This window comes from Duganella sp. CY15W (assembly GCF_009857555.1).
Lineage (GTDB): Bacteria > Pseudomonadota > Gammaproteobacteria > Burkholderiales > Burkholderiaceae_D > Rugamonas > Rugamonas sacchari.
The window spans coordinates 1,759,912-1,783,683 of the sequence record NZ_WWCQ01000001.1; the positions used below are offsets into that span (position 1 = coordinate 1,759,912).

The window sequence follows — 23,772 nt, forward strand, 5'->3', positions numbered from 1 at the left end:
AGTGCTCCTTCACGTGGCGGCAAGCTTGCTGATGACATAGCGGTGCTTGCCGGATGCTTCGGCGGGAATCGTGGCCACTTCCTCAATCACGACATCGACGCTGCTGCCGAGACGGGCACGGAACTGGGTGATGATGCTGAGCTTGAGTGCAGGCGACAGTCCGTCGTTGCTGACCAACAGTATCCGTGTGCAGTCCAGGCTCTCCTGGATGATCTTGAAGGCATGCACTTGCGGCAGGTCGCGCAAAATATAGATCAGGGCGAGGCCATGCATTACCGTGCCGTCGCGCGCGATGACAAAGTCGGTCACACGGCCTTCCACGCGCTGTAACAACGGCAGGCCACGGCCGCAGGGGCAAGGATGGGGATCGAGCGCGCCGATGTCGCCGGTCGCGTAGCGGATAAATGGAAAGTCGTGGCTGGCCAGGTGGGTGACGACGATGGACCCGCTTTCTCCCGGCGGCAGCGGCTGGCCCCGTGGATCGAGAATTTCGACGATCACATCTTCTGCCGTGATATGCATGCCACCTTCTGGACATTCATGGGCGATAAAGCCGGCGTCGCGGCCGCCGTAGCCGTTGGCCACTGGCGCGGCAAACGCAGTCGTAAGCAGCCTGCGCTGGTCTTCGTAGAGCCGTTCCGCAGTGACGAACACAATCTGGATGCCCAGCTTGTCCAGTGGAATTCCCCGCATGTGCGCATGCCGCACCAGCAGGCACATGACGGACGGATAACCGAACAGTATGGCGGGCCGTTGTTTTTGCAGATGCGCGAGGTATTGGTCGAGCCGGGCGGGTGTGAGGTCGAAGGCAGGCAGCAGCACGCTGCGCAGGAGGCGATCACGGCGGGTGCGCCACCGGTCCTGGGCATGCAGCTCGATGGGCGAGCCCCAGATGACGGCTTCGCGGTCGCCAATGTCCACGCCCCACCAGCGCGTTGCGCGCCATTTGGCGGCGACGTCATGGCTGATACGTTGCTTGCCAAGATAGAATATCAGCGGTTCACCACTGGAACCGCCCGTGCTGTAGCGCTGCAATTGTCCAGTAGTGTCGGCGCGGAAGTCCTCGCGATGGGCGTTGATGTCGGATTTGCGCAGGATGGGCAATTTCCCCAAGTCCGCGCAACTTGTGGCATCAAAACCGGAGCGCGCATAGGCCTGGCGATAATACGGGACGTGCTCGGACGCATGCAGCAGCAGGGCGCGCAAGCGCGCTTGCTGCATTGCCATAATCCGTTCGCGCGGCCACCATTGGCTGCTTTCCATCTGACGCAATAGCGCCAGGCTGTGATGCTGCTTGAGGCGTTCATGCAGCGGAAACAGGACACGAGATACCAGTGCGGTATATCCAAACTGCGGCGGCCGCTTCAATACGCGGCGGTACTGGGCGTTGAGCAGGGGCGCGACGTGAGACCAGCTATAGCGCTGCGCGCGCACCAGGCCTGCACTTGCCAAGCGTTGTGCAAGATCAGGATTGTTCAGCAGTGCGAGCATGGCCTTGGCCATGGCGGCGGCATCACCTGGTGGTACGAGTAAGCCGTCGACTTGGTCTTGTATCAGATCAGGCACACCACCGACGTTGGTGCTGACGACCGGCACACCGCTGGCCCACGCCTCCAGCACCGAGATGGGCATATTGTCTGCAAGACTCGGATTCAGCATCAGATCCGCTTGGTGATAATGTGCGGCCATGGCGGCATTTTCGGTCTTGCCGGCAAAATGTGTGGCCAAGTGGATGTTGAGGCTTTCGGCCAGTTGCTGCAGGCGTGGCAATTCCGGTCCCTCGCCGCAGATGATGAGCGAGGCATGAGGCAGGCTCTGGCGTAGCAAGGCGAACGCGCGCAGTGCGGTGGCGTGGTCGTACAGCGGCTCTAGATGACGGGCAATCAGGATGGTGGCGCGCCGCGGACGATGCATTGCCGGCTGAAACCGTGCCAGGTCGATGATATTGGGAACGGTTTGCGCGCTAAGACCGTACTGAGCGAATACCCGGACCAGGTAGGCCGAGGGCACAAGCAGCGCATGGGCGCGGCGCATGGTAAAACAGATCAGCCAGGCCCGTCTGGCGAGAAACGCCGCCGCTTCGCCGCCGCGGTAATTCAGCACCACCCCTTTGCCGCAGAGACGTCCTATCCAGATGGCGGGGGCGGCATGGAGGTGCCAGGACCAGCCGGAATTCGCCATGACATGGAGCAGTTGGGCTTTGCGCACCGCCGTCCATACGCGCAACACATAGCCGGTCAGGCGCAGAAGTGCGCGAAGGCCGCGGAGGTCTTTCGCCCAGAACGGCCACCATGGCGGATTGACCTGGACCAGATCGACCTCGAAGCCGGCCTGCGTGAGTAAGTCCGCGAGTTGGGCGGTTTGATTGGCCATGCCGCCTGCGGGCGGCGGTAGCGGCCCGATGAGGGCGATGCGTACGCCGTTCATGCTGATGACAGCAAACGTTGATAAATCGCCGCGTAGCGCGAGACGCTGGCGGTCCAGCTACGCTCGCGCGTGATGTAGGTGCGGGCCTGCTGGCGCAATACTGGCCACAGCTCAACGTGTTTTACCAGATACAGTACCTCGCCGATCAAGGCATCGGCATCGCCTGCCGTGAAGAGCATTCCGGTCTTGCCATGCTCTATCATTTCCCGGTGTCCACCAACGTCGGAGGCGATGAGCATGCGGCCGTGCGCCATGGCTTCCAGGGGTTTTAGCGGCGTCACCAGCTCGGTCAGTCGCATCGGCAGACGTGGGTAGATCAGGATATCGATTAGCTTGTAGTATTGCGCGATCTCGTGCTGCGGCACGCGGCCGATAAAGCTGACCTTGTCCTGCAGGTTAAGCTTCTTGACGAGTGCTCGCAGGTCCCCCTCTTGCGGTCCGCCCCCGACCAGCAACAACTGCACGGAGGGCATCACAGCAAGCAGGCGCGGCATGGCATGGAGGAGAAACGCCAGTCCTTCATAGGCATAAAAGGAACCGATGAAACCCAGTATCAGTCCTTTGAGACGCAGCTTTCCAGCCAGCACGTGATCGGTCCGCAGCGGCTGATGCAGAGACTCGCCATCGACCGCGTTGGGAACCACCGTGATGTCCAGTCCTGGTATGCCACGTGCAAGGATGTCGCGGCGCATCCCATCACAAATGGTGGTGGCGGCATCGACATGACGCAAGACATACGTTTCCAGTGCGCGCGTGAGCAGATAACGCATGCCTCCCTCGGGACTGGTACCGTGGGAGGCCGCCGCGTCTTCCCAGAATCCACGGATTTCGTACAGCACAGGAATCTTGAGCTGGCGCGCAACGCGCAACGCGGCAACTGCGTTCAGGGCCGGCGAGTGGGCGTGCAGTATCTGTGGACGCTCTGCCTTGGCAATCTGATGTAATCGGCGGGTCAGGTTATTGATCAGGAATAGTTGGCCCAACACCGGCAGGCGTGCGTACCACCGCTGGACGATCGGCGTGCGGAAGAAATGCCAGCCGTCGATATCCTGTTCGGCTTCCGGCGCCCCCTGTTTCGGCCCGGTCAGATGGATGGTTTGCCATCCCAGGTGTCGCTGCTGACGCAGGATCGCCAAGGTGCGGAAGCTGTAGCCGCTATGCAGCGGGACAGAGTGGTCGAGTATATGCAGAATACGCATCACGCGGCCTGTTGCTGTAGGATTTGACCAGGGGAATCTTGTAACTGGCGCAGGAAGGACTCAAACATCAGCAGCGACCATAAGGCGGCGCTGTGGTCGCGCAAACCAGAAAAATGCTGTTGAAGCAGACGCTGGATGGTTTCCTGGTTGAATATCGTGCTGTCTGCAATGACCGGGCTGCGCATGCTGCGCACAAGGCGATCGCGGGCCGGCCCGCGCAGCCAATCCGCCAGTGGCACGGAAAAGCCCATTTTTTTCCTGTGCAGCAGGGATTGCGGAAGATAGGGCGTCAGCGCCTGCTTGAATACATATTTGCCGGTGGCGCCGCGCAGCTTCAGTTCAGGCGGCAGGCCGGAGAGCCACTCTACCAACTGATGGTCGAGCAGCGGTGAGCGCACCTCAAGACCATGCGCCATGCTGGCGCGGTCCACCTTGGTCAGGATGTCGCCGCAGAGGTAGGTTTTCAGATCCAGATACTGCACCAGGGACAATGGATGTTCGGTCGGGGCCGCCGCCGCGTGCCGCTGTAATACTTCAACGGCTTGATATCCATGCAGACGACGCTTGAAGGCTGGGCTAAACAGCTGAGCGCGCAGGTCTTCCTTCATGATGCTGATGCCATCGCAGTAGGCTGAGACAGTGTCGCGTGCGAGCGCCTGCAGCGTACTCTTGGCGCGCAGCGGGCGCGGCGCCCAATCGGCCTTGGGATAGCACCTGGCCATCATCCCGAAAAGGGGGCGGCGCAAGCGCAATGGCAGCATGCTGCGCCAGCGTTCCTCATGCAGATGCCAGCGATAGCGGCGATAGCCTGCCAGATTTTCGTCACCGCCATCGCCAGAGAGCGCTACGGTGACGTATTGGCGGGCCAGTTGGCAAACACGGTAGGTCGGGAGTGCTGAACTGTCGGCAAACGGTTCGTCATAGAGCTGGGCAAGCTGGTCGATCAGCGCCACCTCGTGCTGTTGCATATATTGACGGTGGTGGCAGGTGCGATAGCGCTCGGCAACGGCCAGGGCGTAGGCCGATTCATCAAATTGCGCATCGTCAAATGCAATGGAACAGGTATTTACCGGCGTGCTGGACATCTGCGCCATCATGGCGACCACGGCACTGGAATCCACACCGCCAGACAGGAACGCACCCAGTGGTACATCTGCGACCATGCGGATGCGCACGGCTTCGCGCAGGCGTGCCAACAATTCATCTGCGGCCTGTTCCTGGCTAACAATGGTGGTAGGCGTGAATGGAACCTCCCAGTAACGGCGTGGCGAGGCCAGGGGACTGCCATGGCGGATCAGCAGGGCATGCCCGGGCTCCAGTTTGCGTATCTGCTTGAATACCGTGCGGGGGTCGGGAATATAGCCGTAGGCGAAATAGTCTTCAATGGCGCACGGATCAAGCTCGCGGCTCAGCTCGTCGTGAGTCAGCAAGGCTTTGATTTCAGAGGCAAAAATCAGGTGGCCGTTGTTTAAAACGGCGTAGTGCAACGGTTTGACGCCCAGCCGGTCGCGGGCCAGGAACAGGCTGCGCTGCCGCCGATCCCACAGAGCAAACGCGAACATGCCGCGAAAATGTTCTACACAACGTGGCCCCCATTGTTCCCAGGCGTGAACGATGACCTCGGTATCGCAGTGGGTGCGGAAAGTATGGCCGAATTGCTGCAACTCACGCATCAGTGCCGCAAAGTTGTAGATCTCGCCGTTATACACCACGGCAATACTGTGGTCCTCGTTGAACACCGGTTGCTGGCCGCCGTTCAGATCGATGATGGAAAGGCGCCGGTGCCCGAGACCGACACCCGCTTCCCGGTACATGCCGCTCTGGTCCGGCCCGCGGTGGCGCTGGACGTCTGTCATCCGCTGCAGCAGCAGGGGATTGATGTCTGCCTGGTGATACAGATCAAAAATACCGGCAATCGCACACATGACTATCCTTTCGTCAACCAAGGGTAAGGCGGTCGTAGACCGCCAGATAAGCGTTTGCCATTGCAGTCAGACTGAATTCGTTGAGCACCCGTTGACGTGCCCGGGCGCCGTGCTGCATCGCCAGCCCGGGCATACGGTAATAATTGGCGATGGCATCCGCCAGGTGCGCCGGCTTGCGGGGCGATACCAGCGCGCCAGTCCAGCCGATCTGCACCAGATCCGGATTGCCGCCGACGGCGGTAGCCACCACCGGCAAGCCGCTGGCCATGGCTTCCAGGATGGTGTTGGAAGTGCCTTCAGTCAGAGAGGGCTGGACGAACACCGTCATGCCGCGCATCAGTTGCGCGACGTCATCGCGGCTGCCGGGCAGCCAGGCCAGATGCGCCGCACCCGCCGCGCGCAACGCTTCCTGACAGGCCTGTCGGCAACTGCCGTCGCCGATGATGGCAAGCCTGAGGTGTGCGGCCGGGATGATTTCGGCGTCCAGCAAGTGCAAGAAGGCATGCACCAGTGTCAGATGGTCTTTCACCTGTTCCATGCGGCCGACGCTGCCAATAAGAAATGTCTGCTCTGAAACGAAACCTTGAGGGCCGATCGCGGCAGGCGGGCCAAGCCGTGGATGGAATTGCAGACTATCGACGCCATTACGGATATGTGTCACCCGCTGGGGACGTGCGCCGATGGCGCTGATAAGCCATTCCTCCAGTTCCCGGCTGACGGCAATGAACTGTCCAATCAGGGGCCGTAGTAATTTGCGCAGCAAACGATAGCGGCGTTTGCTGCCATCCAGATCATCGATATCGCGGCCATGTTCACCGTGCACGCGCAAATGGACGCCGGCCGCTGCCGCCAGCAACTGGGCTTCAATGCCGGCCAGATTGCGGGTATGGATCAGGCAGGGATGCAGGCGTTTCAGGGTGTGAAATAAACGCAGGTAGTGCGACCAATCCTTGCCCCGTCGCTTGTTGAGGCTGATAATCTCAACCCCAGGCCGTTGTATGCGTTGGCGAAAATCGCTGGCGCTTTCGAGGCAGACAATCGCGTGCCGGTAGCGTTCGGGAGGCAGATGGTTGATCAGGTTGATGAGGCCGTTCTCCAGCCCGCCCACATCCAGGCGGTGGATCAGGTGCACGATCAGCGGGATAGTTTCAGCGGTCGACATGGCGCAGGCTTTCGTCGATGGCCGGTTGCATGGCCGTCAGCAGACTCAGTAGCGCGGCAGCGGCTTGTGCAGGCTGCTCGTCATACGCCGAGGCGAGGGTGATTTCCGCCCCCGCATCACTACTGCCTGATAATTTTGCTTTGGCAAGCAGCAATTTCAGGACGTACGGGTTGCAACTTTCGGTGCCGTCCTGACGGTACCAGTGCCAGACCAGCATCTTGTAGTTCGCAGCTTGCTGCACTGATTCGCAGACCCGGATCGCTCGTCCATTGACGCTGATATGACGCTGCTCGTGACGCACTTCCTCCCATTGGGGCATACCAGACACCATCGTTCGACGCACTGGCGCCAGCAGTTCCGCTCCTTGTGATTGGTGCGCGTACCAGAATATCTGCAAAGACACGGTACGCTTGCCATCGCCGTAGTTATTTGCGACACGCTGTGGCTGGCCGCGGTGAAGCACTTGCCAGTTCCCAGGCCGTAAAGGCGCTACCTGCCAGGGCGCCGGTGGCATGGCCAGGCGAAGTTCGGGCAGGGCGTCCGCTGTGACTGTTGCCGGACGCTCAGCGATGGCCGCCAGCAGCGGCCAACTGGCATTCAACGCAACGGCGATCAGGGCAATGCGGACGTAGTTTGCGGTGGACGCCCGCGTGCGCGACGTCACGGTGCTCGGCGGCACAGCGTCCGGATCGCGCCAGTAAGCGCCGCACCAGAACAACACCGCCATCACTAGCCCAAAGAACAGCCAGCCATACACCAGGTGATCGACGCCGGCGGCAAACCGCATGTTGCTCCAGTGGCCGATCAGCACGATCAGGCAAGCGCGCATGCCATTGGCGAGCACGGGGAGAATGATGGCGACCACAACAAAGAGCATGCGCTTGTACGTAGCACGGTAATTGACGTAGGCGTAAATCATGCCTAGCGCGAAGGAGGCGATCAGGTATCGCAAGCCGCTGCAGGCATCTGCTACCGCCCAATTCCCCGTGGGCAGGGAAATATAGTTATTTTCGTGAAAGACCGGTATGCCGCCCAGTTGGAGCACGGCCACGGTAAAGCGGGCGGTGAACTCGATGAGCGGTGCGATCAATACTTCGCCAAACGGGACCGCCAGCAGTGTGTACGCAAGCGGAAAAGCCAGGGCGCCGATGATCGCGTTGCCAAGTATCAGACTGGCAGTGGTAATCCACATGAGAAGCAGGCAGTACTGTTGCAGTACCTGGACGTTGGCGACCTCCGACAACATCCATATAAAGCCCAGTCCGGCCAAGGGTAGCAGTGCCGGCAGCCAAGGACCGCGCGGTAGGTCCTCCAGGCTGGCGCGCTGGCGCCAGATCATCCAGCCCGCTACCGGGAAAATCATGAAGCCGTGGTTAAACGTGGGAGAGCGCATCCAGATATGAACGATGCCGCTCGCGGTAGGGAAATAAAAGAGCAGGGTCGCGCCAAGCGCCACGGCAAGGCAGGCAACGGGACCAGGGCTGCGCCTTGCCGGCAGGGGCGGCACGGGAAGCTGCGACAGCAGCGCGGCGCGATGCAGGCTCATGGTGCGAATTCCGCGCCAACTTCTGCGGGGCTGGGCGTCGTGATGCCGACCGCCAGTCCCAATCGCTGCAGGTTGCTGTGCCAGCGATAGTCAGCCAGTACTCGGCGCCGGGCCGCAGCGCCCAGACCGGCGTCAGGGGCATGTAATTGTCGACAGATTGCACTGATAAATTCCGCCCCGCCATTTGCACAGATGACTTCCTTGCCGTGTTCGGCCTGTATGCCTTCCAGTGCCTGCGGCGAGGCCACCACTATTTTCTGCATGGCCATCGCCTCCAGCACCTTGTTCTGCAGGCCCCTGGCAATGCGCAGCGGCGCCACTACCAGGCTGGCATGCTGGAGATAGGGGCGAACATCGGGCACCGTTCCACTCACGTGGATGCCTGGCATGCGCTGGAGCTCGCGTACCTGCGCCGTTGGCCGTGAGCCAACGATATGAAACTCCAGCTCGGGATGCTGCGAACGCAAGGTTGGCATCACACGTTCGGCAAACCAGCTGACCGCATCGATATTGGGTTCATAGTCCATGGTGCCGGTAAATACGATCGTGAACGCGTGGGAAAATGGCGAAACGTGGCTAGGGTGAGGGCAGAAATAGCTGCTATCAACGCCGTTGCAGTAGTAATCCACTTTGTGCGCCGATTCAGGCGCCCGCCGCTTGAACAGTTCCGCTTCGGCCGGCGAGACGAGGAGCGTGCGGTCGAATTCCGTTGCGGCCCTGCGTTCAAATTCCAGCAGCAGCCGGCCTTCGCGCCGATACAGTCCGGACAGTGGCCAGGGCTGTTTGTCCGCATAGCTATGCCATTTCTCGGAGTCCACGTCGACCAGGTCCAGCACGCGCCATAGCGGGCCGTGGGCGGTGCTGAAAGGTATGTATTGGGCCATCGGCCCGGAATAGGCCAGGCAGACACTCACATGGTGCTGCGTCAGCGTCTTGTTGACCCAACGTTGCAGCATGGTGCGACGGAAGTAAGGCAGGCTGAGCGCTTCGTCACGCAGCAAGGCGGACAGACCGGATAGCCTGGCCCAGTGCGGCGGCATACGGACAAAGCAGCTGCTGGCGCAGTCCGCTGCAAGCTGTTGGGTATAGTCGGCGTCCGCCTCATGATCGATGAACGTTCCCAGATGCACGCGGAAATGCTGCTGCAAGTAACGCAGTGCGTGATACGCGCGTATTTTTTCGCCTTTGTTGGGCGGGAATGGCAGCCGGTGGCTGAGAAAGAGCAGGTCGCGCATCGTCATTACCCCAGTTGACGCACGATATGCGGGCCGATCAGGTTGGCGACGGGCAAAGGCAGCAGGCGCCAGGCCTTGATGGCCAATTGAAAACGGGGATTCATGGGCTGGTTATCCCTGAGCTGTTTGCCACGGTAGAGCCGGCAATCGTAGTGCAATGGCTGCGGTGTAAAGCCCCAATTCCGTTTGAATGCGAAAGAACCGCTGCCGTATTTGCTGCGTCCAAAATCAAACAGGGTGCAGCCTCGGCTGCAAGCCCGTCGCATGACTTCCCAGTACATGAAGTCGTTCCCTGCCATGAGACGGGCTTGTTCGCCGCCACCGCCGTAGTAAGGCGATATCTCGTCGCGAAAACGGAAGCTCAACACAGCACAGATTGCTTGATTACGATGTTGCACACACAGAAGTTCGCAGTGGTCGCCAAATACTTGCTGCAACAACTGGAAGTAGCGGCGGCTGAAGGCTGGCGTGCCCAGCCGATGCAGGCTGCGCGAATAACAGTCGTAAAAGCGCTGAGTCGTTGCGTCGGCTGTCGCGACCAGCCCGGCTGCGATACCCTTGCGCACCATGGCGCGCTGTTTGCGCGGAATCGCCGCCATGTTTTGTTCGGGATCGCTATGAAGAGCTTTGCGGAAGGTTGCATAATTTTTTTTGTGCAACCAGTCGCTGTGGCGCGAGCGCAGATGGCGGTACTCAAGGTGGTCAACGTTGAGGCGCACAGCAAGCTGCTGTGCCGCAACGTCCAATGCCTGCGCAGCCTGCTCGTCGGTGGCGGCGATGCCGCCATACACGCAAAATGGCAGGGAGCACAGGGTGTTGCCGAACAGCGGACTTTTGATGTGCGCCAGCGGCAGGACAGCCTTGATGCCGTCCGCATTGGCCGCATACATAAACCAGGTCGGATGACCAAAGCCTTCTTCGATGACTTGCTGCCAACCCGCGCGATGGAAGAACGTGGCCTCCTCGCAGTGCTGCACGAAGTGGTCCCAGCGCATGCGGTCCTGAGATCCCATCAGCCCGACTGTGTAGTGCGGCGTCATGTCTGCTCCAAAAAGATGTGATCGATGCGCCCCCAGCGAAAGTCGCTCAGCAGTCTGGCGATACGGCCCTGCATGCGATGCAGGTTCAGACGATGCCGGCAGCGGGCCTGAAGACTAATGCCGGGCGGTATCGGCTGGTCTGGATCAAGCTCCCACGGATGAAAGTAAAATATGCCAGCTTGACCATCATGCGAATTGATGTGTCGCAAAGCCCAGCGTGAGACGCGATACGGCAGCAGACGGAAATATCCGCCACCGCCCGCCGGCAAGTTGTACCCAAGCAGGCGGACCGTGCTGACAGGCAGTTCAAGCAAACCGGAGGAGCTTGTTGGATGCCAGGCGAAACGCGGGGCATCCGGCATGCCGTAGTGATCATGGTGTATCGGATAGATGCTGGAACTGTAGCGATAGCCGGCGTCTTCCAGGCTGCTCAAGGCCCACCAGTTCTCCGGACTGATCGAAAAACTGGGCGCGCGATAACCAAGCACAGCCTGGCCGCTCAGTTGTTCAAGCAGGGCTTTGCTTAAGCGGATGTCGTCACGGAACTCGGCCGGCGTTTGCTCGCTGGCACGTTGATGTGCATAGCCATGGCTGGCCAGTTCGTGTCCCTGGGCGACAATGCGGCGTATCAGGTTGGGATAGCGTTGCGCGACCCAGCCCAGGGTGAAAAAGGTGGCGTGCGCACCGTGCTGCGCCAGCAGGTCGAGAATAAGATCAACGTTGCGTTCCACACGGCAGGGCAGGCTGTCCCATTGCTCCGGGCGGATGTGCCGAGCGAATGCGGAAACGTGAAAATAGTCTTCGACGTCAATGGTTAGCGCGTTCATCAGCAGCGCTCCCGGCGCGTTTGCAGCCAGTTGGTCGTGGCCTGCGCCACGCGGTGCGCGGCATGACCATCCCAGTATTGCGGAATGCTGCCGGCTTTGCCGCCATAACGCAGTATGTCGCGGCACAGCGCCAGAATCACGGAAGGATCCCGGCCGGCAATCGCATTGCTGCCTTCGCTGACGGTGACCGGGCGCTCGGTATTGTCACGCAACGTCAGGCAGGGGATGCGCAGCGCTGTCGTTTCTTCCTGGACGCCGCCAGAGTCGGTCAGGACCATGCTGGCGTTTTTCATTAAACCCAGCATGTTCAGATAGGATTGGGGGGGAAGACACGCCAGGCGGGGCGCGTCCAGCAGCCCGACCAGGCCGTGGCGACGCAGCATGTCGCGGGTGCGTGGGTGCAATGGAAACAGCACCGGCAGATCGTCGCTGAGTTTGACCATGGCGGTGATCAGCGCACGCAGGCGTTGCGGCTCGTCCACATTGGACGGTCGATGCAGTGTCAGCAAGGCATACGACGAGCCATCCGGGATGAAACCGGCCAGATTGGCTTGGCGTAGCACGTCGGTGGGTGAGGGTGCGAAAGGCAGTTGCGCCAGCAGCGTGTCGATCATGACATTGCCGACAAAGTGGATGCGGTGTGCCGGCACGCCTTCGCGCAGCAGATTGCTGGTGCCGCTGACTTCGCTGGTGAACAGCAGCTCCGCCAGCTGATCGGTCAGTACGCGGTTGATTTCCTCCGGCATCGCGCGGTCGTAACTGCGTAGTCCTGCCTCCACATGTAAGACGGGAATATTGCATTTGGCAGCGGTCAGCGCGCAGGCCAGCGTGGAGTTGACGTCGCCGACCACCAGGACGGCAGTGGGCAGCGTCTGTTCCAGGACGGGCTCGAAACGCCGCATCACCTCCGCTGTCTGGACGGCATGGCTGGCCGAGCCCACCGCCAGCTGAAATGCCGGCGCCTGCAATTGCAGCGTGTCGAAGAATTGACCATCCATCTCGACGTCGTAGTGCTGTCCGCTATGGACCAGGATGGTTTCGACCTGGGTTTCTGGCGGGGCGAATGCCCGCAGCAGGGGAGCCATTTTGACCAGGTTGGGGCGCGCGGCAACAACACAGATAATACGATAGGGCCGTGACATGGTTGAATCTCCCTAGAACGTGAGGGTGAGGGCAGCGCCGACGCTGTTTTCGTGATAATTCCCGCCGTGGTTGCTGGTATGGTGGGCGTGGCGGATATCGATAGTGCCGTTGATGCGGCTGGATAACTGGCGAGCCAGATTCAGGCTCAGTACGCGGTTATGGTCTTCACGGCCGGTGCTCAATGACCTGGCACGGCTGTGACTGACACCGAGGGTCACGGTGCCACGTGCTGACATGCGCCAGCTCCATCCCAGCTGTATGCTGTCCTGGCGCGTCCGGTCCGTGAGCATGAGCTGGTCCTGACCAAGCAGGGCGCTGTCAATCGCGCTGCTGGTCTGCGCCGTACGGCCGGTGCTGGCGAGATGCAAGGCCACGGTGGTGCGCGGCGTGCTGTAGACGCCAGAGAGCCGCGCCTGCTTCTGCAAATAGTAACGGTGACTGAAGAAGTTGACGTTGCCGTTCTGGCCCAGCATCTGCGAAATCGCCAGAAACAACTGGATGGCTTGCCGGCGCTTGTGTGGATCGGGTATGCGCGTGGCCCACAGGTCGTAGAGGAAATCGCTGAGCGCCGCTGGTGGCAGGCTCAGGAACTCCCCATGGGTGCTGGTGATGTCTTCGCTGTAGTTCAGGGTCCAGAACATGTTGCGCAGGCGGTAGCCGGCATCCAGGCTGTAGGTCTTGCCGAAGTAGCGGTGGCCGATGCTGGCGGCCAGTCGCGTGCGGGGCGAGGGCGTCCACACGCCGCCTACCGAGCCGGACTTTCCGCGCGGCGCGGCGCCCAGTGCGTGAAAGTCATGCTTTTCGTAGCCGGCGGTGACAAACGTGCCGATGCTGGTGTTGACGGGATAACTGAGCGTGAGATTGACGTCCTCCATGGTGATCGGCGTCTGCGCGGCATCGTCGGTCTGGACATGCCGCAGGTTCAGGTCCCAGTTCATGCCCTTGCCGCCATTGTCGCCGGTCAGTTGCAGCGTAGTGGCCTTGCTGCGCACATCGAGCAAGCCGCCGCTGCCGGTATGCTGATCGTCGTGGCGCAGCACCGCTGTCGCCAGGCCGCGGAAATAATGTCGCAAATAGGGACTGAGTACCCTGCTGCGGACGGTACGGCCGTTTGACGTGCTCTGGGTGGGATCCAGCAACTGCGGACCAAACGCGGAAACATTGTAGGCACTGATGGTGGCGCTCGCGTCCAGGAATAACCAGTCCGGGACAATTTCACCGTGGCCATGCGCGTCCAGTTGCTGGCCGGTGCGGTCAGGCTGATGGCTGTAGGCAATTTGCTGCAGGGTGTAGGACAGCGCCAGTTGCAGGCGTGGGGTCGATGTCGAAACCCGGATGCCTGGCGATACCTCCGTAGTGAACTGGCCGCGGGCCTGCTCCGGTGGCGCCAGGTTGTAGTTGTCGCTATAGCTTTCGCGCACGCGGATGGTCGGTGTGACGGTCCATTCTGCGCGGGCTGTCACGGCGGGCGCCGCCAGCAGTAGCAACACTGCCACGTTGCGCGGCAGCCCGCCCGGCCTGACGCTAATCATAATCACCATAATATTCCGCCCCCGGGAAAGCCGTGCTCTTGTTATAGACGACGTTGATATTCGGGCAGCGTTCAATGTGCTTGAGGGCCTCCTTGACGGCATGCTGCGTGGTCTGCTCAGCTTCCACGACCATCACGATCTGCCCCATCTGCGCCGCCAGCACGCTTGCCTCGGTTGTCATCAGCAGCGGCGGCGAGTCGAAAATGACGATGCGGTCGGCGTAGCGTTCAGCAATTTCAGTGAGGAGGCGACGCATATTGCGGCTGGCGAGCAACTCGGTGGCGCGCTTGTTGGCATGCCCCGCTGGCAAAATGCTGAGGCCGGGGACATTGGTGCGAAGGATGACATCCGCCAGGCTGGTTTCATCGTGCAGCAGGATGTCCATGAGCCCGGGCTCGGGAGATAAGCCCAGTACGCTCAGCACTGATGGCCGTGCGACGTTGGCGTCAATCAGCAGCACGGTGTTATCCATTTCCATGGCAATGCTCATGGCGAGATTGATGGCGCAGTAGGTTTTGCCTTCGCCAGTCAAGGCGCTGGTGACGACTATCAGATTGCCGTGATGAATGGCGGGAACATCGTGTTCACCGCGGGCGTTGCGCAGCAGCGGTCTTTTGATCAAGCGAAAATCCTCCGCCACTGCAGTACGGCCGCCATCCTGGGTGACCATGCCAAGCTGCTGCAGGCGGGCCAGGTTAATCTCAACACTGCGCGGAGCAATCACGTCCATGCGGCTCTCCTAGTAGCGCAACAAGGTGACACCAATGACGCCAAGGTAAGCCAGCAGCAGGCTGGCCACGGCCGCGAAAAACAGCCAGTTGCCGCGTCGGCGCCGGCGCTTCTGCGCCTGAGTCCAGTTCATCGAAACGGTGCCGATGACATGTATTCCTGTGCGGCTGAGCAGTTCTGCCGGGCTAAGAAAAGTCGGGCGTATCTGGCTGATCAGCAATGCCGCCGCCACGCCGGTTAGTAGTGCTGCGCCAAGCGTGACGGTATCGAGCAGCAGGCGGTTGGGGCCGATGGGGGCGAGCGGCACGGTGGGCGGGTCGATGATCTTGAACGACATCATGTCGGTTGTGGCGCTGAGGTCGCCCGAGAGCCTGGCCGCTTCACGTCGGCCGATAAGTTTTTCGTAGTTCTCCTTGTTGATCTGATAGTCCCGGTTGAGCTGTGCCAGTGCCGACTCCACTTCCGGTACCGCATTGGCCTGGGCCAGCAGGCGCTGATGGCGTTGCGTGTACTCTTGCACGCGTGCCGTCATCGCCGCCACGCGCGCTTCCGCCTCGGTCTGTGCAATCTTGAGCTGTTGCAGCATGGGGCTATAGTTTTTGCCAGGATCGTTATTCTGCTTGAGCTTGCTTTCCTCGCGTTTGCGCGCCTCCAGCTGGGCGACCAGCCGCTTGGCAGCGATAATGTCGGGATGTAACTCGGTGTATTGCAGGCGCAAGGCATCAAGACTTTTGTTAAGCGCGGTAATCCGTCCGTCAAGTTCGGGATTGTCGACGGCAGCCGGCCCGGCAGCGGCACCCAGTATCGGTTCGTCGCCACTGATCTGGCTGGCGATGGCGTTGCGGGCTTGTTCGGCCTCGGCCAGTTCAAGCCGCGCGGCATTGAGCGCGTCGGATGATTGCATCAGCTGGCTGCCATAGTCCGTCCCTTGGCGCGGCAGCAGGCCGGTATGCCTGAGTTTGAATTCCTTGACGTTGTTCTCTGCGGCAGTCAGCTTGTCTTCATACGACTTGATCTGGTCATCGATAAACTGCACTGCCTTGCGCGTCTCACCACTCTTGCCTTTGAAACTGCCTTCCACAAAAATCGTTAGCAGCGCCTGCACCACGTCGCGCACCGTACGTGGATTGCGGTTGTTGTAGGTGATCGTATAGATATCGTAGTTGGCCGTGCCGTTGATTTTGATTTTATTCATCAGTTCATCCAGCTGTTGCTGCTGGTCGCGTGGCGTGCGGTCGTTGAGGTCCAGATCCACCATGCGCATCACACGCTCGACATTGGGGCGGCTCAGCAGGGTACGGCTCATGATGGCGACCTGCTGTTCAACGTTGGGCACGCTGGTCATGCCGGCCAGCAGGGGTTTGAGGATGCTCTGGGTGTCCACGAACACGCGTGCGGTGGTCTGGTAGTCGTCCGCCAGCATGGCCACCTTGACCCAGCCGGCGGCGGCGACCAGCCAGGCGATGGCGACTGCGTACCAGCGGTATTTCCAGATGCCTTTCAGGCTGGATATCAGCTGACTGATCAATTCCTCCATATTCCAGTCTCCAGACGCAAGGCCACAGTGAATTCCGATTATATTTTTCTCAACTGGGCAGTCGTTGAGGCAGATCAAGCAGCGTCTGGCAGGATTTCTCAATCATTGCAGTGAGGAGGAACCATCATGCGTGCCTTGATTGTTTTATTGCTGCTGCTGACAACCGGCTGTGCCCATCACGTATCGCTGGACGCGCCGGACGTGGTGCCAGTCCAGGCCGACTACCAGATCGGCGCTGGCGATGTAGTCAACATCAATGTCTGGCGCAATCCCGAAGTTTCGCTGAGTGTCCCGGTGCGGCCGGACGGAAAAATTACCACGCCATTGGTGGAGGACTTGCAGGCGGCGGGGAAAACCGCCACGGCGCTGGCGCGCGATATCGAAAATGCGCTGAGTAAATACATACAGCAGCCGGTGGTGACCGTGATTGTGACCAGCTTTGTCGGCCCCTACACGCAACAGATACGCGTGATCGGTCAGGCCGCCAGGCCACAGGCGCTGGCCTACCGCCAGGGCATGTCGCTGATGGACGTGCTGATTGCGGTCGGCGGCATCACCGATTTCGCTGCCGGGAACAAGGCCAGCATCATCCGCACGGTAGAGGGCAAGCGCCAGAGCGTTGCCGTGCGGCTCAAAGACTTGCTGCGTGACGGCGATATTTCCGCCAATGTTGCAATGCTGCCCGGCGATATTCTGGTGATCCCGGAAGGCTGGTTCTGAAAAAAATCGAATTTTTCGGGAACTTTCGAGCTGAGCGGGAGGTCTGACTGTCATGTACTACTCGACAGGAAGCCAACCGTGCAATACGACGACGCTATTGTTTCATTTGAGGTCAACAGCGAAATGCGCGACCTCGTGGTCGGCGAAGGCCAGGCCGAAGCCGCACTGGATCATCCCTTGGATCAGCAAACCTTTCATATCCGTATGGCGAATTCTGAAGGACGACGCGAGGCCGCCAGCCTGTTGTTAAAGAAGATGTATGGCTGGCGCGGTTATTCGGTCGATCCTGCGGCAAGCCATGTGCCGAATAAAATCACACTGTTTGCCGAAACTGGCGGCGAAACCGTGGGAACGATGTCGCTGTGCCTGGACGATGCCGAAATCGGCCTGCCCGCCGACGAAAACTTCCGCGACAAACTGGACCAGCTACGCGCCGACAGCCGGCGGCTATGCGAACCATCCAAGTTGGCCATCGACAAGGGGGTCTCCAAGCGCGTATTCGCGGCGCTGATACACATTTCCTACATCTATGCCCACAACATCCACGGTTATACCGATTACGTGATCGAGGTCAATCCACGTCACGTCATGTTCTATAAGCGTATGCTGGGCTTCCGTGATTTCGGCGGCAAGCGCGAATGTACCAGGGTGGGCGCGCCCGCCGTGCTGCTGCGGCTGGAACTGGATTATATGGGCGAGCAAATCCGCAAATACGGCGGCCTCATGGAGCAGAGCGCCGACGTGCGCTCCTTCTACCCATATTTCTTCCCTACCGGGGATGAGCCCGGTATTACGGGGCGTCTCATGAAGGATGGAATTATTGGGCCAGCAATGCCTTGACGGCGTCGCGATGATCGAAGTCCTTGATGGCAAGCAGCGGCTCCAGCTGTTCACGCGCGGCGCGCTGGTCACCCGACTTCGACAGCGCCACCCCATAGTGAAAGCGCAGCTCCGTGCTGGTGGGCGCTTTCGCCACCGCCTGTTTGAGCAAGGGTAAGGCGCGGTCCAGCCGACCCTGTTCTACCAGCAGCCAGGCCAATGTATCGCTCATCGCCGGGTTGTCCGGCGCGAGTTTATACGCCTGCTCGGCGTACGCCAGCGCCCGCGGATCGCGCTGTTGCTGATACAGCCAGGCCAGATTATTCAAGGCGACGGCATGGCCGGGCACTTGTTTCAGCACTTGCTCGAATTGTGTGGTGCTGGCGGGATAGTCCTTCATTGCCAGCAGACTGCTGGCGTAATAGAGGCGGGATGCATGGTCGCCCGCATGACTGGCCAGCCATTTTTTCATATGGATGGCGGCTGCCGCAGTCTCTCCGCCCTGAATGAGCGCGCTGTACAGCGCTTGCGCCGTGACCGGAGATGGCTGCGCTTCGTACGCCTTGATATATAACGCGACCGCCTTGCGCAAGGCTTCCCGGGCGCCGTCGCGATCGTGTACCGCGTCGCGGGCCGCTGCAAGCTGCAACAGGGTGTCAGGCGATTCTGGTTGCAGACTTGCCAGCTTAGTCCAGCTATCCAGGGCAGCTTCCGTCTGGCCGCTGCGGGACTGCAAGCTTGCCACCAGCGTCAGCAGCTGCGCATGCGAGGGATAACTGGTCAACAGCTTTTGTCCCAGCATGAGCGCCTTGGCGGTATCGTTGCTCCGCGCATAGAACTGCACCAGTCTGAGCGCGGGTTCCAGCGCCTCCGGTCTGGCTTGCGTGGCGCGCTCCAGCCAGTTCCTGACGATGTCTGGCCGTCCCTGCGTCGCGGCCAGACTGGCAAGCGCCAGCATGAGATCCGCGTTACTCTTATCCTTGGCCAGCGCCGCTTCCAAGCGCTGACGTGCTTGCTCAGGTTTTTTAGTGTTGATGTCCATGGTGGTCAAGTTATCCATTGCGGGCAAGAAGAGGGGATCCAGTTGCAAAGCGCGCTCAAAGCTGGCGCGGGCGCTGGTGGTGTTACGTTTCATGAGCAGCACGCCGCCTTTGAGGTTGTGCACCATGGGATTGTCGGGATACTGGGATTCCAGCCGCAGCACTGCGGCCAGCGCTTTGTCATATTGATGGCTGCGCAGCAGACTCATCACCAGCAACGCGCCAATCCGTGATGATTTGCTGTCCAGCCCTGCCGCTTGCTCCAGCTCGGCAATCGCCAGATCGTTATTGCCTTCCCCCAGATGACTCATGCCCAATGCCGCATGCAGCATCGGTGCCTGCGGCGACAGCTTGCTGGCGCGCTCGAAATAATCGGCGGATTTGGCGTACTCGCGCAGCCGCATGTACAGCTCACCGGCCAGCGCCATCATTTCCGGATCGCGCTGCTGGCTGTCAAATAGCGGCTCAACCACGGCCAGCGCCTGTGCCGGCGTGCCGGTATTGATCAGTACCGAGGCCAGCAGTTTGCTGGCGTAGGGATGGCCGGGAGAAGCCTGCAGAAATTTACGCAGATGCTGTTCCGCCTGCGCATACGCTTTCTTGCTGCGCAATACCGCCCCCATCAGCAAATTGCTGGGCAGGTGGTCCGGTGCCGCGCGTAGCACCAGCGCCAGATGATCCTGGGCTTGCGTCATTTTTCCTTCACGGAACTCCAGCAAGGCCTGCGTGTAGATCAGCATGAGGCTGTTTGGGGTTGTCTGACGCGCAATCTGGAGTTCTTTGCGTGCCTCCTCCAATTTGCCGGACTGGATGTATAAACTGGCCAGGTCCACATGCGCTTGCACCTGGGCCGGGTGCAGTTTCAGGATGCGTTGGTAGGCCGTCAGCGCCTCGGCATTGTTGTCCAGCAAACGCAGCACATCGCCGAGCAAACGTAGCGCCTCAACGTCGTTGCCTTGCTGGGCCACTGCCTTGCGCACCAGCGCCAGAGCGTCTTCCTTCCTGTCATCCTGTAGCGCAAGCCGGGCCTGGCCGAGCAAGGCGGCGACGGTGCCTGCATGCTGCGCGGCGATACGCGTGAAGACCGCGCGCGCCTCGTCGTCGTGATGAAGGCCGAACAGGGCATGTCCGCGCAACGCAAGCCAGTCCGCTTGTTGATCGTCCGCCGGTAGTTCGTCGAGCAGCCGTTGATACTGTCCTTGCAGCAGCAATACTTTGCCGAGCGGCGGCCACACGGCGGCCGGGGGCACTTTTAACGCCAGCGCCCGGCGCAATTCCTTGTCGGCGGAGGGCATATCGCCGATATCCAGATACAACTGCCCCAGCATCAGGCGTGCCTGGCCATTGTCTGGCGCGCGTTGCAACACATTTTTCAGCTGGATGATGGCTGATCGCGCCTCGCCGCGGGCAGCGTATTGCCGCGCGTCCGCCAACAATTCGTTTTCACCGTGCGTACGGCTGCAGCCAGTCAGCAGCACCAATACCAGACAAGTTCGCATCAGCATCATGAGGATCTCCCGAAAACCCTAGAGTAAAAACGATGGGCGCAGCACTCGTTGATCGGCCGCAAACGGCGCAGCGATGGGCTTTCGTAAAATCGGTTGACGCAGGTTCAACATTCTTTCAAGGGGTGGCTCAAATGGACGTTGTTGCCGTTGTCGGACTGGGTTATGTGGGCTTGTCGCTGGCCGTTGCTTTTGGCGCCAAACGCCGTACCATCGGCGTGGATTTGTCCGCGCGCAAAGTGGCAAGCTACCGCCGCGGCATCGATCCCAGCGGCGAGGTCAGCGCCGCACAGTTTGCCGCCGCACGCTGGCTGGAAGTGGGTTGCGATCCGGCCGCGCTTGCCGAAGCGGACTACATCATCATTGCCGTACCGACTCCAGTCGACCCTGCGCACAATCCGGATTTCTCCGCCTTGCTGGGCGCCAGCCAATCCGTCGGGCGATATATGAAACCGGGGGCGGTGATCATTTACGAGTCCACCGTCTATCCCGGCGCCACGGAAGAAGTCTGCATTCCCGTCCTCGAGCAATGCTCGGGCCTGCACTGGCAGCGCGACTTTCATGTGGGTTTTTCGCCGGAACGCATCAATCCAGGCGATACCGAGCATCGCCTGGCGACCATCTGCAAGGTGGTTTCCGGGGATGATGTAGCCACGCTGGACCGCGTGGCCGCGCTCTACGAAGAGGTGGTTACTGCCGGCGTGCATCGCGCCTCCTGCATCAAGGTAGCGGAGGCGGCCAAGGTCATCGAGAACACCCAGCGCGACCTCAACATCGCGTTGATGAACGAACTGGCGATTATTTTTGACCGGCTCGACATCGATACGGCGGAAGTGTTGCAGGCGGCCGGCAGCAAATGGAATTTCTTGCCGTTCCGTCCCGGGCTGGTGGGCGGGCATTGCATCGGCGTTGATCCCTATTATCTGACCCATAAAGCCGTCATGCTTGGCTATCATCCCGATGTCATTCTGGCGGGGCGGCGCATCAATGATGGCATGGCCAAGTTTGTGGCTGAAAAAACCGTCAAGGAAATGGTCCGCGCCGGCTTCAAGCTGCGTGGTTGCCGCGTCAATGTGCTGGGGCTGACCTTCAAGGAAAACTGTCCGGACCTGCGCAATTCCAAAGTAGCGGACCTGATCCGCGAGCTGGAATCCTATGGTTTGCAAGTCCATGTGCACGACCCGGTGGCCGATGCCGACGAAGCCATGCACGAGTATGGCATCCGCCTGCGTCACTGGGACGAACTACCGTGCGCCGAAGCCTTGATCAGCGCGGTCGCCCACAAACAGCTGATTGAGCGCCCGCTGGGCCAGATGCTGGACAAGGTAGCGCCCAGCGGCTGCTTCATCGACCTCAAATCCCAGTTTGATGCGCAGGCGTTGCGTCAGGGCGGACTCAGCGTGTGGAGGTTGTGATGAGCGACTACGAAAACGGTACGCCCACCACGAGCACTTACCAGATCGTCCGCGAGCAGTTGGGGCAGGCGCAGCATCGTTGGGTTATCACGGGAGTGGCCGGCTTCATCGGCTCCAACCTGCTGCAGGCGCTGCTGGAACTGGGACAGCACGTGGTCGGTGTCGATAACTTCCTGACCGGCTACCGGCACAATCTGGATCAGGTGCGGGACCTGGTTGGCGACAAGGCATGGCGCCATTTCGAGTTGATCGAAGGCGATATCCGCGATCTTGCCGTTTGCCGTCAGGCGTGTGACCATGCTGATTACGTGCTCCATCAGGCCGCGCTCGGTTCCGTGACGCGCTCGCTGACCAAGCCCTTGCTGTACAACGAAATCAACATCACAGGGTATTTGCAGGTGCTTGACGCGGCGCGCATGGCAGGGGTCAAGCGTCTGATCTACGCGGCATCCAGCGCCACGTATGGCGATCATCCGGGATTGCCGAAGCAGGAGCAGCACATCGGCGCGGCCTTGTCGCCCTACGCACTGACCAAGCACGTCAACGAGCTGTATGCCGGCGTGTATGCGCGCTGCTATGGGCTGGAAACGATCGGGCTGCGTTACTTCAACGTATTCGGCCCACGCCAGGATGCACTCGGAGCCTATGCAGCAGTCATACCGCAGTGGGTGCGGGCCATGATAGAGCAGCGTCCGCTGGTCATCAACGGCGATGGAGAAACCAGCCGGGATTTTTGCTATGTCGCCAACGTCGTTCAGGCCAATCTGCTGGCTGCGCTGACCGGCACATCCGGCGCCGTCAATCAGGTGTATAACGTGGCGTTGAACACCCGGACCAGCCTGAACAATCTGTATCTGCTGCTGCACGAACTGTTGGTGGATCGTTACCCCCATTTGCACGACTATCAGCCAAGCTACGGTCCCTTCCGCGCAGGAGATGTGCAGCATTCGCAGGCGGATATTTCCAAGGCGACGGAGCTACTCGGCTACGCGCCCACGCATGATTTGCGGCGTGGGCTCAGGCAGTTCTTGCACTGGTACGAGCGACACCTCGCCACCCATCACTGATCCCAGGGCGTGCCCGCCAGTTCCTGCACCAGGAAATCGATCATCACCCGTACCTTGGCGCTCAAGTGGCGGCGGCTGGGGTAGACCGCCAGCACATCCATATCCGGCATCTGATAGTCGGGCATCACACGCTGCAGCCTGCCGGCGCGCAAGTCATCGCCGACCAGGAAAGTCGGTTGCCAGATAACGCCCAGGCCGCCCAGGGCGGCGGCGCGCGCGGTATCGCCGTTGTTGGTGTGCATCGCGCAGCGCACCTTCACCGCATGCGGCTGGCCGCTGGCGTCCAGCATCTGCCATTCATCGGCGCTGGCGGCGTAGCTATAGCCTATGCAGGTGTGACGCAGCAGGTCGGACGGGGTTTGCGGCATGCCGTGCTGCTGGATGTAATCCGGTGACGCGCACAGCACGTTGCGCGAGGTTGCCAGCTTGCGCGCCACGTTGGACGCCGAACCGGCGCGCGAGATACGCACCGCCATGTCATAGCCTTCCTCGACGATGTCAACCACGCGGTCAATCAAAGACACATCCAGTTGCACTTCGGGATACAGCCGCATGAACCTGGCCCACAGCGGCGCCAGATGCAGCACGCCAAAACTCAGCGGTGCATTGATGCGCAACACACCGTGCGGCTGCATGGTGGCGGACGAAACGATCGCTTCCGCCTCGGCGACATCATCAAGAATGGATTTGGCGCGCTCAAACAACGCTTCGCCGCTGGACGTCAGCGACATCTTGCGCGAGCTGCGGTTCAGCAAGCGGGTCTGGAGATGGGCTTCCAGGTCGCTGATATAGCGGGTGACATTGGCAGGAGAGGTGTCCAGCGCCTCGGCGGCGCGGGCAAAGCCGTCGCGCTTGACGACTTCCACGAACACTTCCAGTGCGCGTAGCCGGTCCATGCCGGGCT

Annotated in this window: 18 protein-coding genes; 4 read left to right on the forward strand and 14 right to left on the reverse strand. The window is 60.6% G+C overall.

Going from position 1 to position 23,772, the window contains the following annotated elements:
* Window positions 1-9: 9 nt before the first annotated feature.
* Genes GTP58_RS07795 through GTP58_RS07850 form a run of 12 tightly spaced genes read right to left on the reverse strand, consistent with a single transcriptional unit; the run spans window position 10 to window position 16,302 of the window.
* Window positions 10-2,427 carry a glycosyltransferase gene (locus GTP58_RS07795; protein WP_202413512.1) on the reverse strand — a complete coding sequence of 806 codons (2,418 nt, stop codon included), beginning with the start codon at window positions 2,425-2,427 and terminating at the stop codon, window positions 10-12.
* Entirely contained in the window at window positions 2,424-3,626 is a 1,203-nt protein-coding gene (locus tag GTP58_RS07800; RefSeq protein WP_161076914.1) for a TIGR04063 family PEP-CTERM/XrtA system glycosyltransferase, read from the reverse strand. The genes GTP58_RS07795 and GTP58_RS07800 overlap by 4 nt, the downstream gene beginning before the upstream one ends.
* Window positions 3,626-5,551: an XrtA/PEP-CTERM system amidotransferase gene (locus tag GTP58_RS07805; protein WP_161076915.1), complete on the reverse strand. Its 1,926-nt coding sequence runs from the start codon at window positions 5,549-5,551 to the stop codon at window positions 3,626-3,628. Before GTP58_RS07805 ends, GTP58_RS07800 begins: the two co-directional genes overlap by 1 nt.
* 13 nt (window positions 5,552-5,564) lie before the next feature.
* Window positions 5,565-6,713 carry a TIGR03088 family PEP-CTERM/XrtA system glycosyltransferase gene (locus tag GTP58_RS07810; RefSeq protein WP_161076916.1) on the reverse strand — a complete coding sequence of 383 codons (1,149 nt, stop codon included), beginning with the start codon at window positions 6,711-6,713 and terminating at the stop codon, window positions 5,565-5,567.
* The gene (xrtA, locus tag GTP58_RS07815) at window positions 6,700-8,259 is read right to left on the reverse strand and encodes an exosortase A (RefSeq protein WP_161076917.1); all 1,560 of its coding nucleotides are present in this window, start codon (window positions 8,257-8,259) and stop codon (window positions 6,700-6,702) included. Before xrtA ends, GTP58_RS07810 begins: the two co-directional genes overlap by 14 nt.
* Window positions 8,256-9,494 carry a TIGR03087 family PEP-CTERM/XrtA system glycosyltransferase gene (locus GTP58_RS07820; protein ID WP_161076918.1) on the reverse strand — a complete coding sequence of 413 codons (1,239 nt, stop codon included), beginning with the start codon at window positions 9,492-9,494 and terminating at the stop codon, window positions 8,256-8,258. The genes xrtA and GTP58_RS07820 overlap by 4 nt, the downstream gene beginning before the upstream one ends.
* Before the next feature lie 5 nt (window positions 9,495-9,499).
* The gene (locus tag GTP58_RS07825) at window positions 9,500-10,534 is read right to left on the reverse strand and encodes a FemAB family XrtA/PEP-CTERM system-associated protein (protein ID WP_161076919.1); all 1,035 of its coding nucleotides are present in this window, start codon (window positions 10,532-10,534) and stop codon (window positions 9,500-9,502) included.
* Window positions 10,531-11,361: an XrtA system polysaccharide deacetylase gene (locus GTP58_RS07830; RefSeq protein WP_161076920.1), complete on the reverse strand. Its 831-nt coding sequence runs from the start codon at window positions 11,359-11,361 to the stop codon at window positions 10,531-10,533. The genes GTP58_RS07825 and GTP58_RS07830 overlap by 4 nt, the downstream gene beginning before the upstream one ends.
* On the reverse strand, window positions 11,361-12,503 hold the full coding sequence (gene wecB / locus GTP58_RS07835) for a non-hydrolyzing UDP-N-acetylglucosamine 2-epimerase (protein ID WP_161076921.1): 1,143 nt from the start codon (window positions 12,501-12,503) through the stop codon (window positions 11,361-11,363). Before wecB ends, GTP58_RS07830 begins: the two co-directional genes overlap by 1 nt.
* 12 nt (window positions 12,504-12,515) lie before the next feature.
* Window positions 12,516-14,045, reverse strand: coding sequence for a TIGR03016 family PEP-CTERM system-associated outer membrane protein (locus GTP58_RS07840; RefSeq protein ID WP_161076922.1), 1,530 nt, complete (start codon window positions 14,043-14,045; stop codon window positions 12,516-12,518).
* Window positions 14,029-14,766, reverse strand: a complete 738-nt coding sequence (locus GTP58_RS07845) for an XrtA-associated tyrosine autokinase (RefSeq protein ID WP_161076923.1) — start codon at window positions 14,764-14,766, stop codon at window positions 14,029-14,031. Before GTP58_RS07845 ends, GTP58_RS07840 begins: the two co-directional genes overlap by 17 nt.
* Window positions 14,767-14,775: 9 nt before the next feature.
* Window positions 14,776-16,302 carry an XrtA system polysaccharide chain length determinant gene (locus tag GTP58_RS07850; protein ID WP_161076924.1) on the reverse strand — a complete coding sequence of 509 codons (1,527 nt, stop codon included), beginning with the start codon at window positions 16,300-16,302 and terminating at the stop codon, window positions 14,776-14,778.
* Window positions 16,303-16,428: 126 nt separating this feature from the next.
* Here GTP58_RS07850 and GTP58_RS07855 point away from each other — a divergent pair, with 126 nt between their 5' ends.
* Window positions 16,429-17,022 (forward strand): XrtA/PEP-CTERM system exopolysaccharide export protein, encoded by a 594-nt coding sequence (locus tag GTP58_RS07855; protein ID WP_161076925.1) that lies wholly within the window; start codon window positions 16,429-16,431, stop codon window positions 17,020-17,022.
* A gap of 78 nt (window positions 17,023-17,100) precedes the next feature.
* Window positions 17,101-17,862, forward strand: a complete 762-nt coding sequence (locus tag GTP58_RS07860) for a long-chain N-acyl amino acid synthase (RefSeq protein WP_373924710.1) — start codon at window positions 17,101-17,103, stop codon at window positions 17,860-17,862.
* On the opposite strand, the gene prsT is transcribed toward GTP58_RS07860, so the two are convergent.
* The gene (gene prsT, locus GTP58_RS07865; RefSeq protein WP_161076926.1) at window positions 17,840-20,389 is read right to left on the reverse strand and encodes an XrtA/PEP-CTERM system TPR-repeat protein PrsT; all 2,550 of its coding nucleotides are present in this window, start codon (window positions 20,387-20,389) and stop codon (window positions 17,840-17,842) included. The two genes, GTP58_RS07860 and prsT, sit on opposite strands and share 23 nt — an antisense overlap.
* A gap of 131 nt (window positions 20,390-20,520) precedes the next feature.
* On the opposite strand from prsT, the gene GTP58_RS07870 reads away from it, so the two are divergent.
* Window positions 20,521-21,801 carry a nucleotide sugar dehydrogenase gene (locus GTP58_RS07870; protein ID WP_161076927.1) on the forward strand — a complete coding sequence of 427 codons (1,281 nt, stop codon included), beginning with the start codon at window positions 20,521-20,523 and terminating at the stop codon, window positions 21,799-21,801.
* Window positions 21,801-22,868 (forward strand): SDR family oxidoreductase, encoded by a 1,068-nt coding sequence (locus tag GTP58_RS07875; protein WP_161076928.1) that lies wholly within the window; start codon window positions 21,801-21,803, stop codon window positions 22,866-22,868. The genes GTP58_RS07870 and GTP58_RS07875 overlap by 1 nt, the downstream gene beginning before the upstream one ends.
* Here the strand turns inward: GTP58_RS07875 and GTP58_RS07880 are convergent.
* Window positions 22,862-23,764 carry a LysR family transcriptional regulator gene (locus GTP58_RS07880; RefSeq protein WP_161076929.1) on the reverse strand — a complete coding sequence of 301 codons (903 nt, stop codon included), beginning with the start codon at window positions 23,762-23,764 and terminating at the stop codon, window positions 22,862-22,864. The genes GTP58_RS07875 and GTP58_RS07880 overlap by 7 nt on opposite strands.
* Window positions 23,765-23,772: the final 8 nt, after the last annotated feature.

Bases quoted from the DNA above. Each gene is read 5' to 3' on its own strand.
- GTP58_RS07795 (WP_202413512.1), bottom strand. From the start codon at position 2,427: ATGAACGGCGTACGCATCGCCCTCATCGGGCCGCTACCGCCGCCCGCA.
- GTP58_RS07800 (WP_161076914.1), bottom strand. From the start codon at position 3,626: ATGCGTATTCTGCATATACTCGACCACTCTGTCCCGCTGCATAGCGGC.
- GTP58_RS07805 (WP_161076915.1), bottom strand. From the start codon at position 5,551: ATGTGTGCGATTGCCGGTATTTTTGATCTGTATCACCAGGCAGACATC.
- GTP58_RS07810 (WP_161076916.1), bottom strand. From the start codon at position 6,713: ATGTCGACCGCTGAAACTATCCCGCTGATCGTGCACCTGATCCACCGC.
- xrtA (WP_161076917.1), bottom strand. From the start codon at position 8,259: ATGAGCCTGCATCGCGCCGCGCTGCTGTCGCAGCTTCCCGTGCCGCCC.
- GTP58_RS07820 (WP_161076918.1), bottom strand. From the start codon at position 9,494: ATGCGCGACCTGCTCTTTCTCAGCCACCGGCTGCCATTCCCGCCCAAC.
- GTP58_RS07825 (WP_161076919.1), bottom strand. From the start codon at position 10,534: ATGACGCCGCACTACACAGTCGGGCTGATGGGATCTCAGGACCGCATG.
- GTP58_RS07830 (WP_161076920.1), bottom strand. From the start codon at position 11,361: ATGAACGCGCTAACCATTGACGTCGAAGACTATTTTCACGTTTCCGCA.
- wecB (WP_161076921.1), bottom strand. From the start codon at position 12,503: ATGTCACGGCCCTATCGTATTATCTGTGTTGTTGCCGCGCGCCCCAAC.
- GTP58_RS07840 (WP_161076922.1), bottom strand. From the start codon at position 14,045: ATGGTGATTATGATTAGCGTCAGGCCGGGCGGGCTGCCGCGCAACGTG.
- GTP58_RS07845 (WP_161076923.1), bottom strand. From the start codon at position 14,766: ATGGACGTGATTGCTCCGCGCAGTGTTGAGATTAACCTGGCCCGCCTG.
- GTP58_RS07850 (WP_161076924.1), bottom strand. From the start codon at position 16,302: ATGGAGGAATTGATCAGTCAGCTGATATCCAGCCTGAAAGGCATCTGG.
- GTP58_RS07855 (WP_161076925.1), top strand. From the start codon at position 16,429: ATGCGTGCCTTGATTGTTTTATTGCTGCTGCTGACAACCGGCTGTGCC.
- prsT (WP_161076926.1), bottom strand. From the start codon at position 20,389: ATGATGCTGATGCGAACTTGTCTGGTATTGGTGCTGCTGACTGGCTGC.
- GTP58_RS07870 (WP_161076927.1), top strand. From the start codon at position 20,521: ATGGACGTTGTTGCCGTTGTCGGACTGGGTTATGTGGGCTTGTCGCTG.
- GTP58_RS07875 (WP_161076928.1), top strand. From the start codon at position 21,801: ATGAGCGACTACGAAAACGGTACGCCCACCACGAGCACTTACCAGATC.
- GTP58_RS07880 (WP_161076929.1), bottom strand. From the start codon at position 23,764: ATGGACCGGCTACGCGCACTGGAAGTGTTCGTGGAAGTCGTCAAGCGC.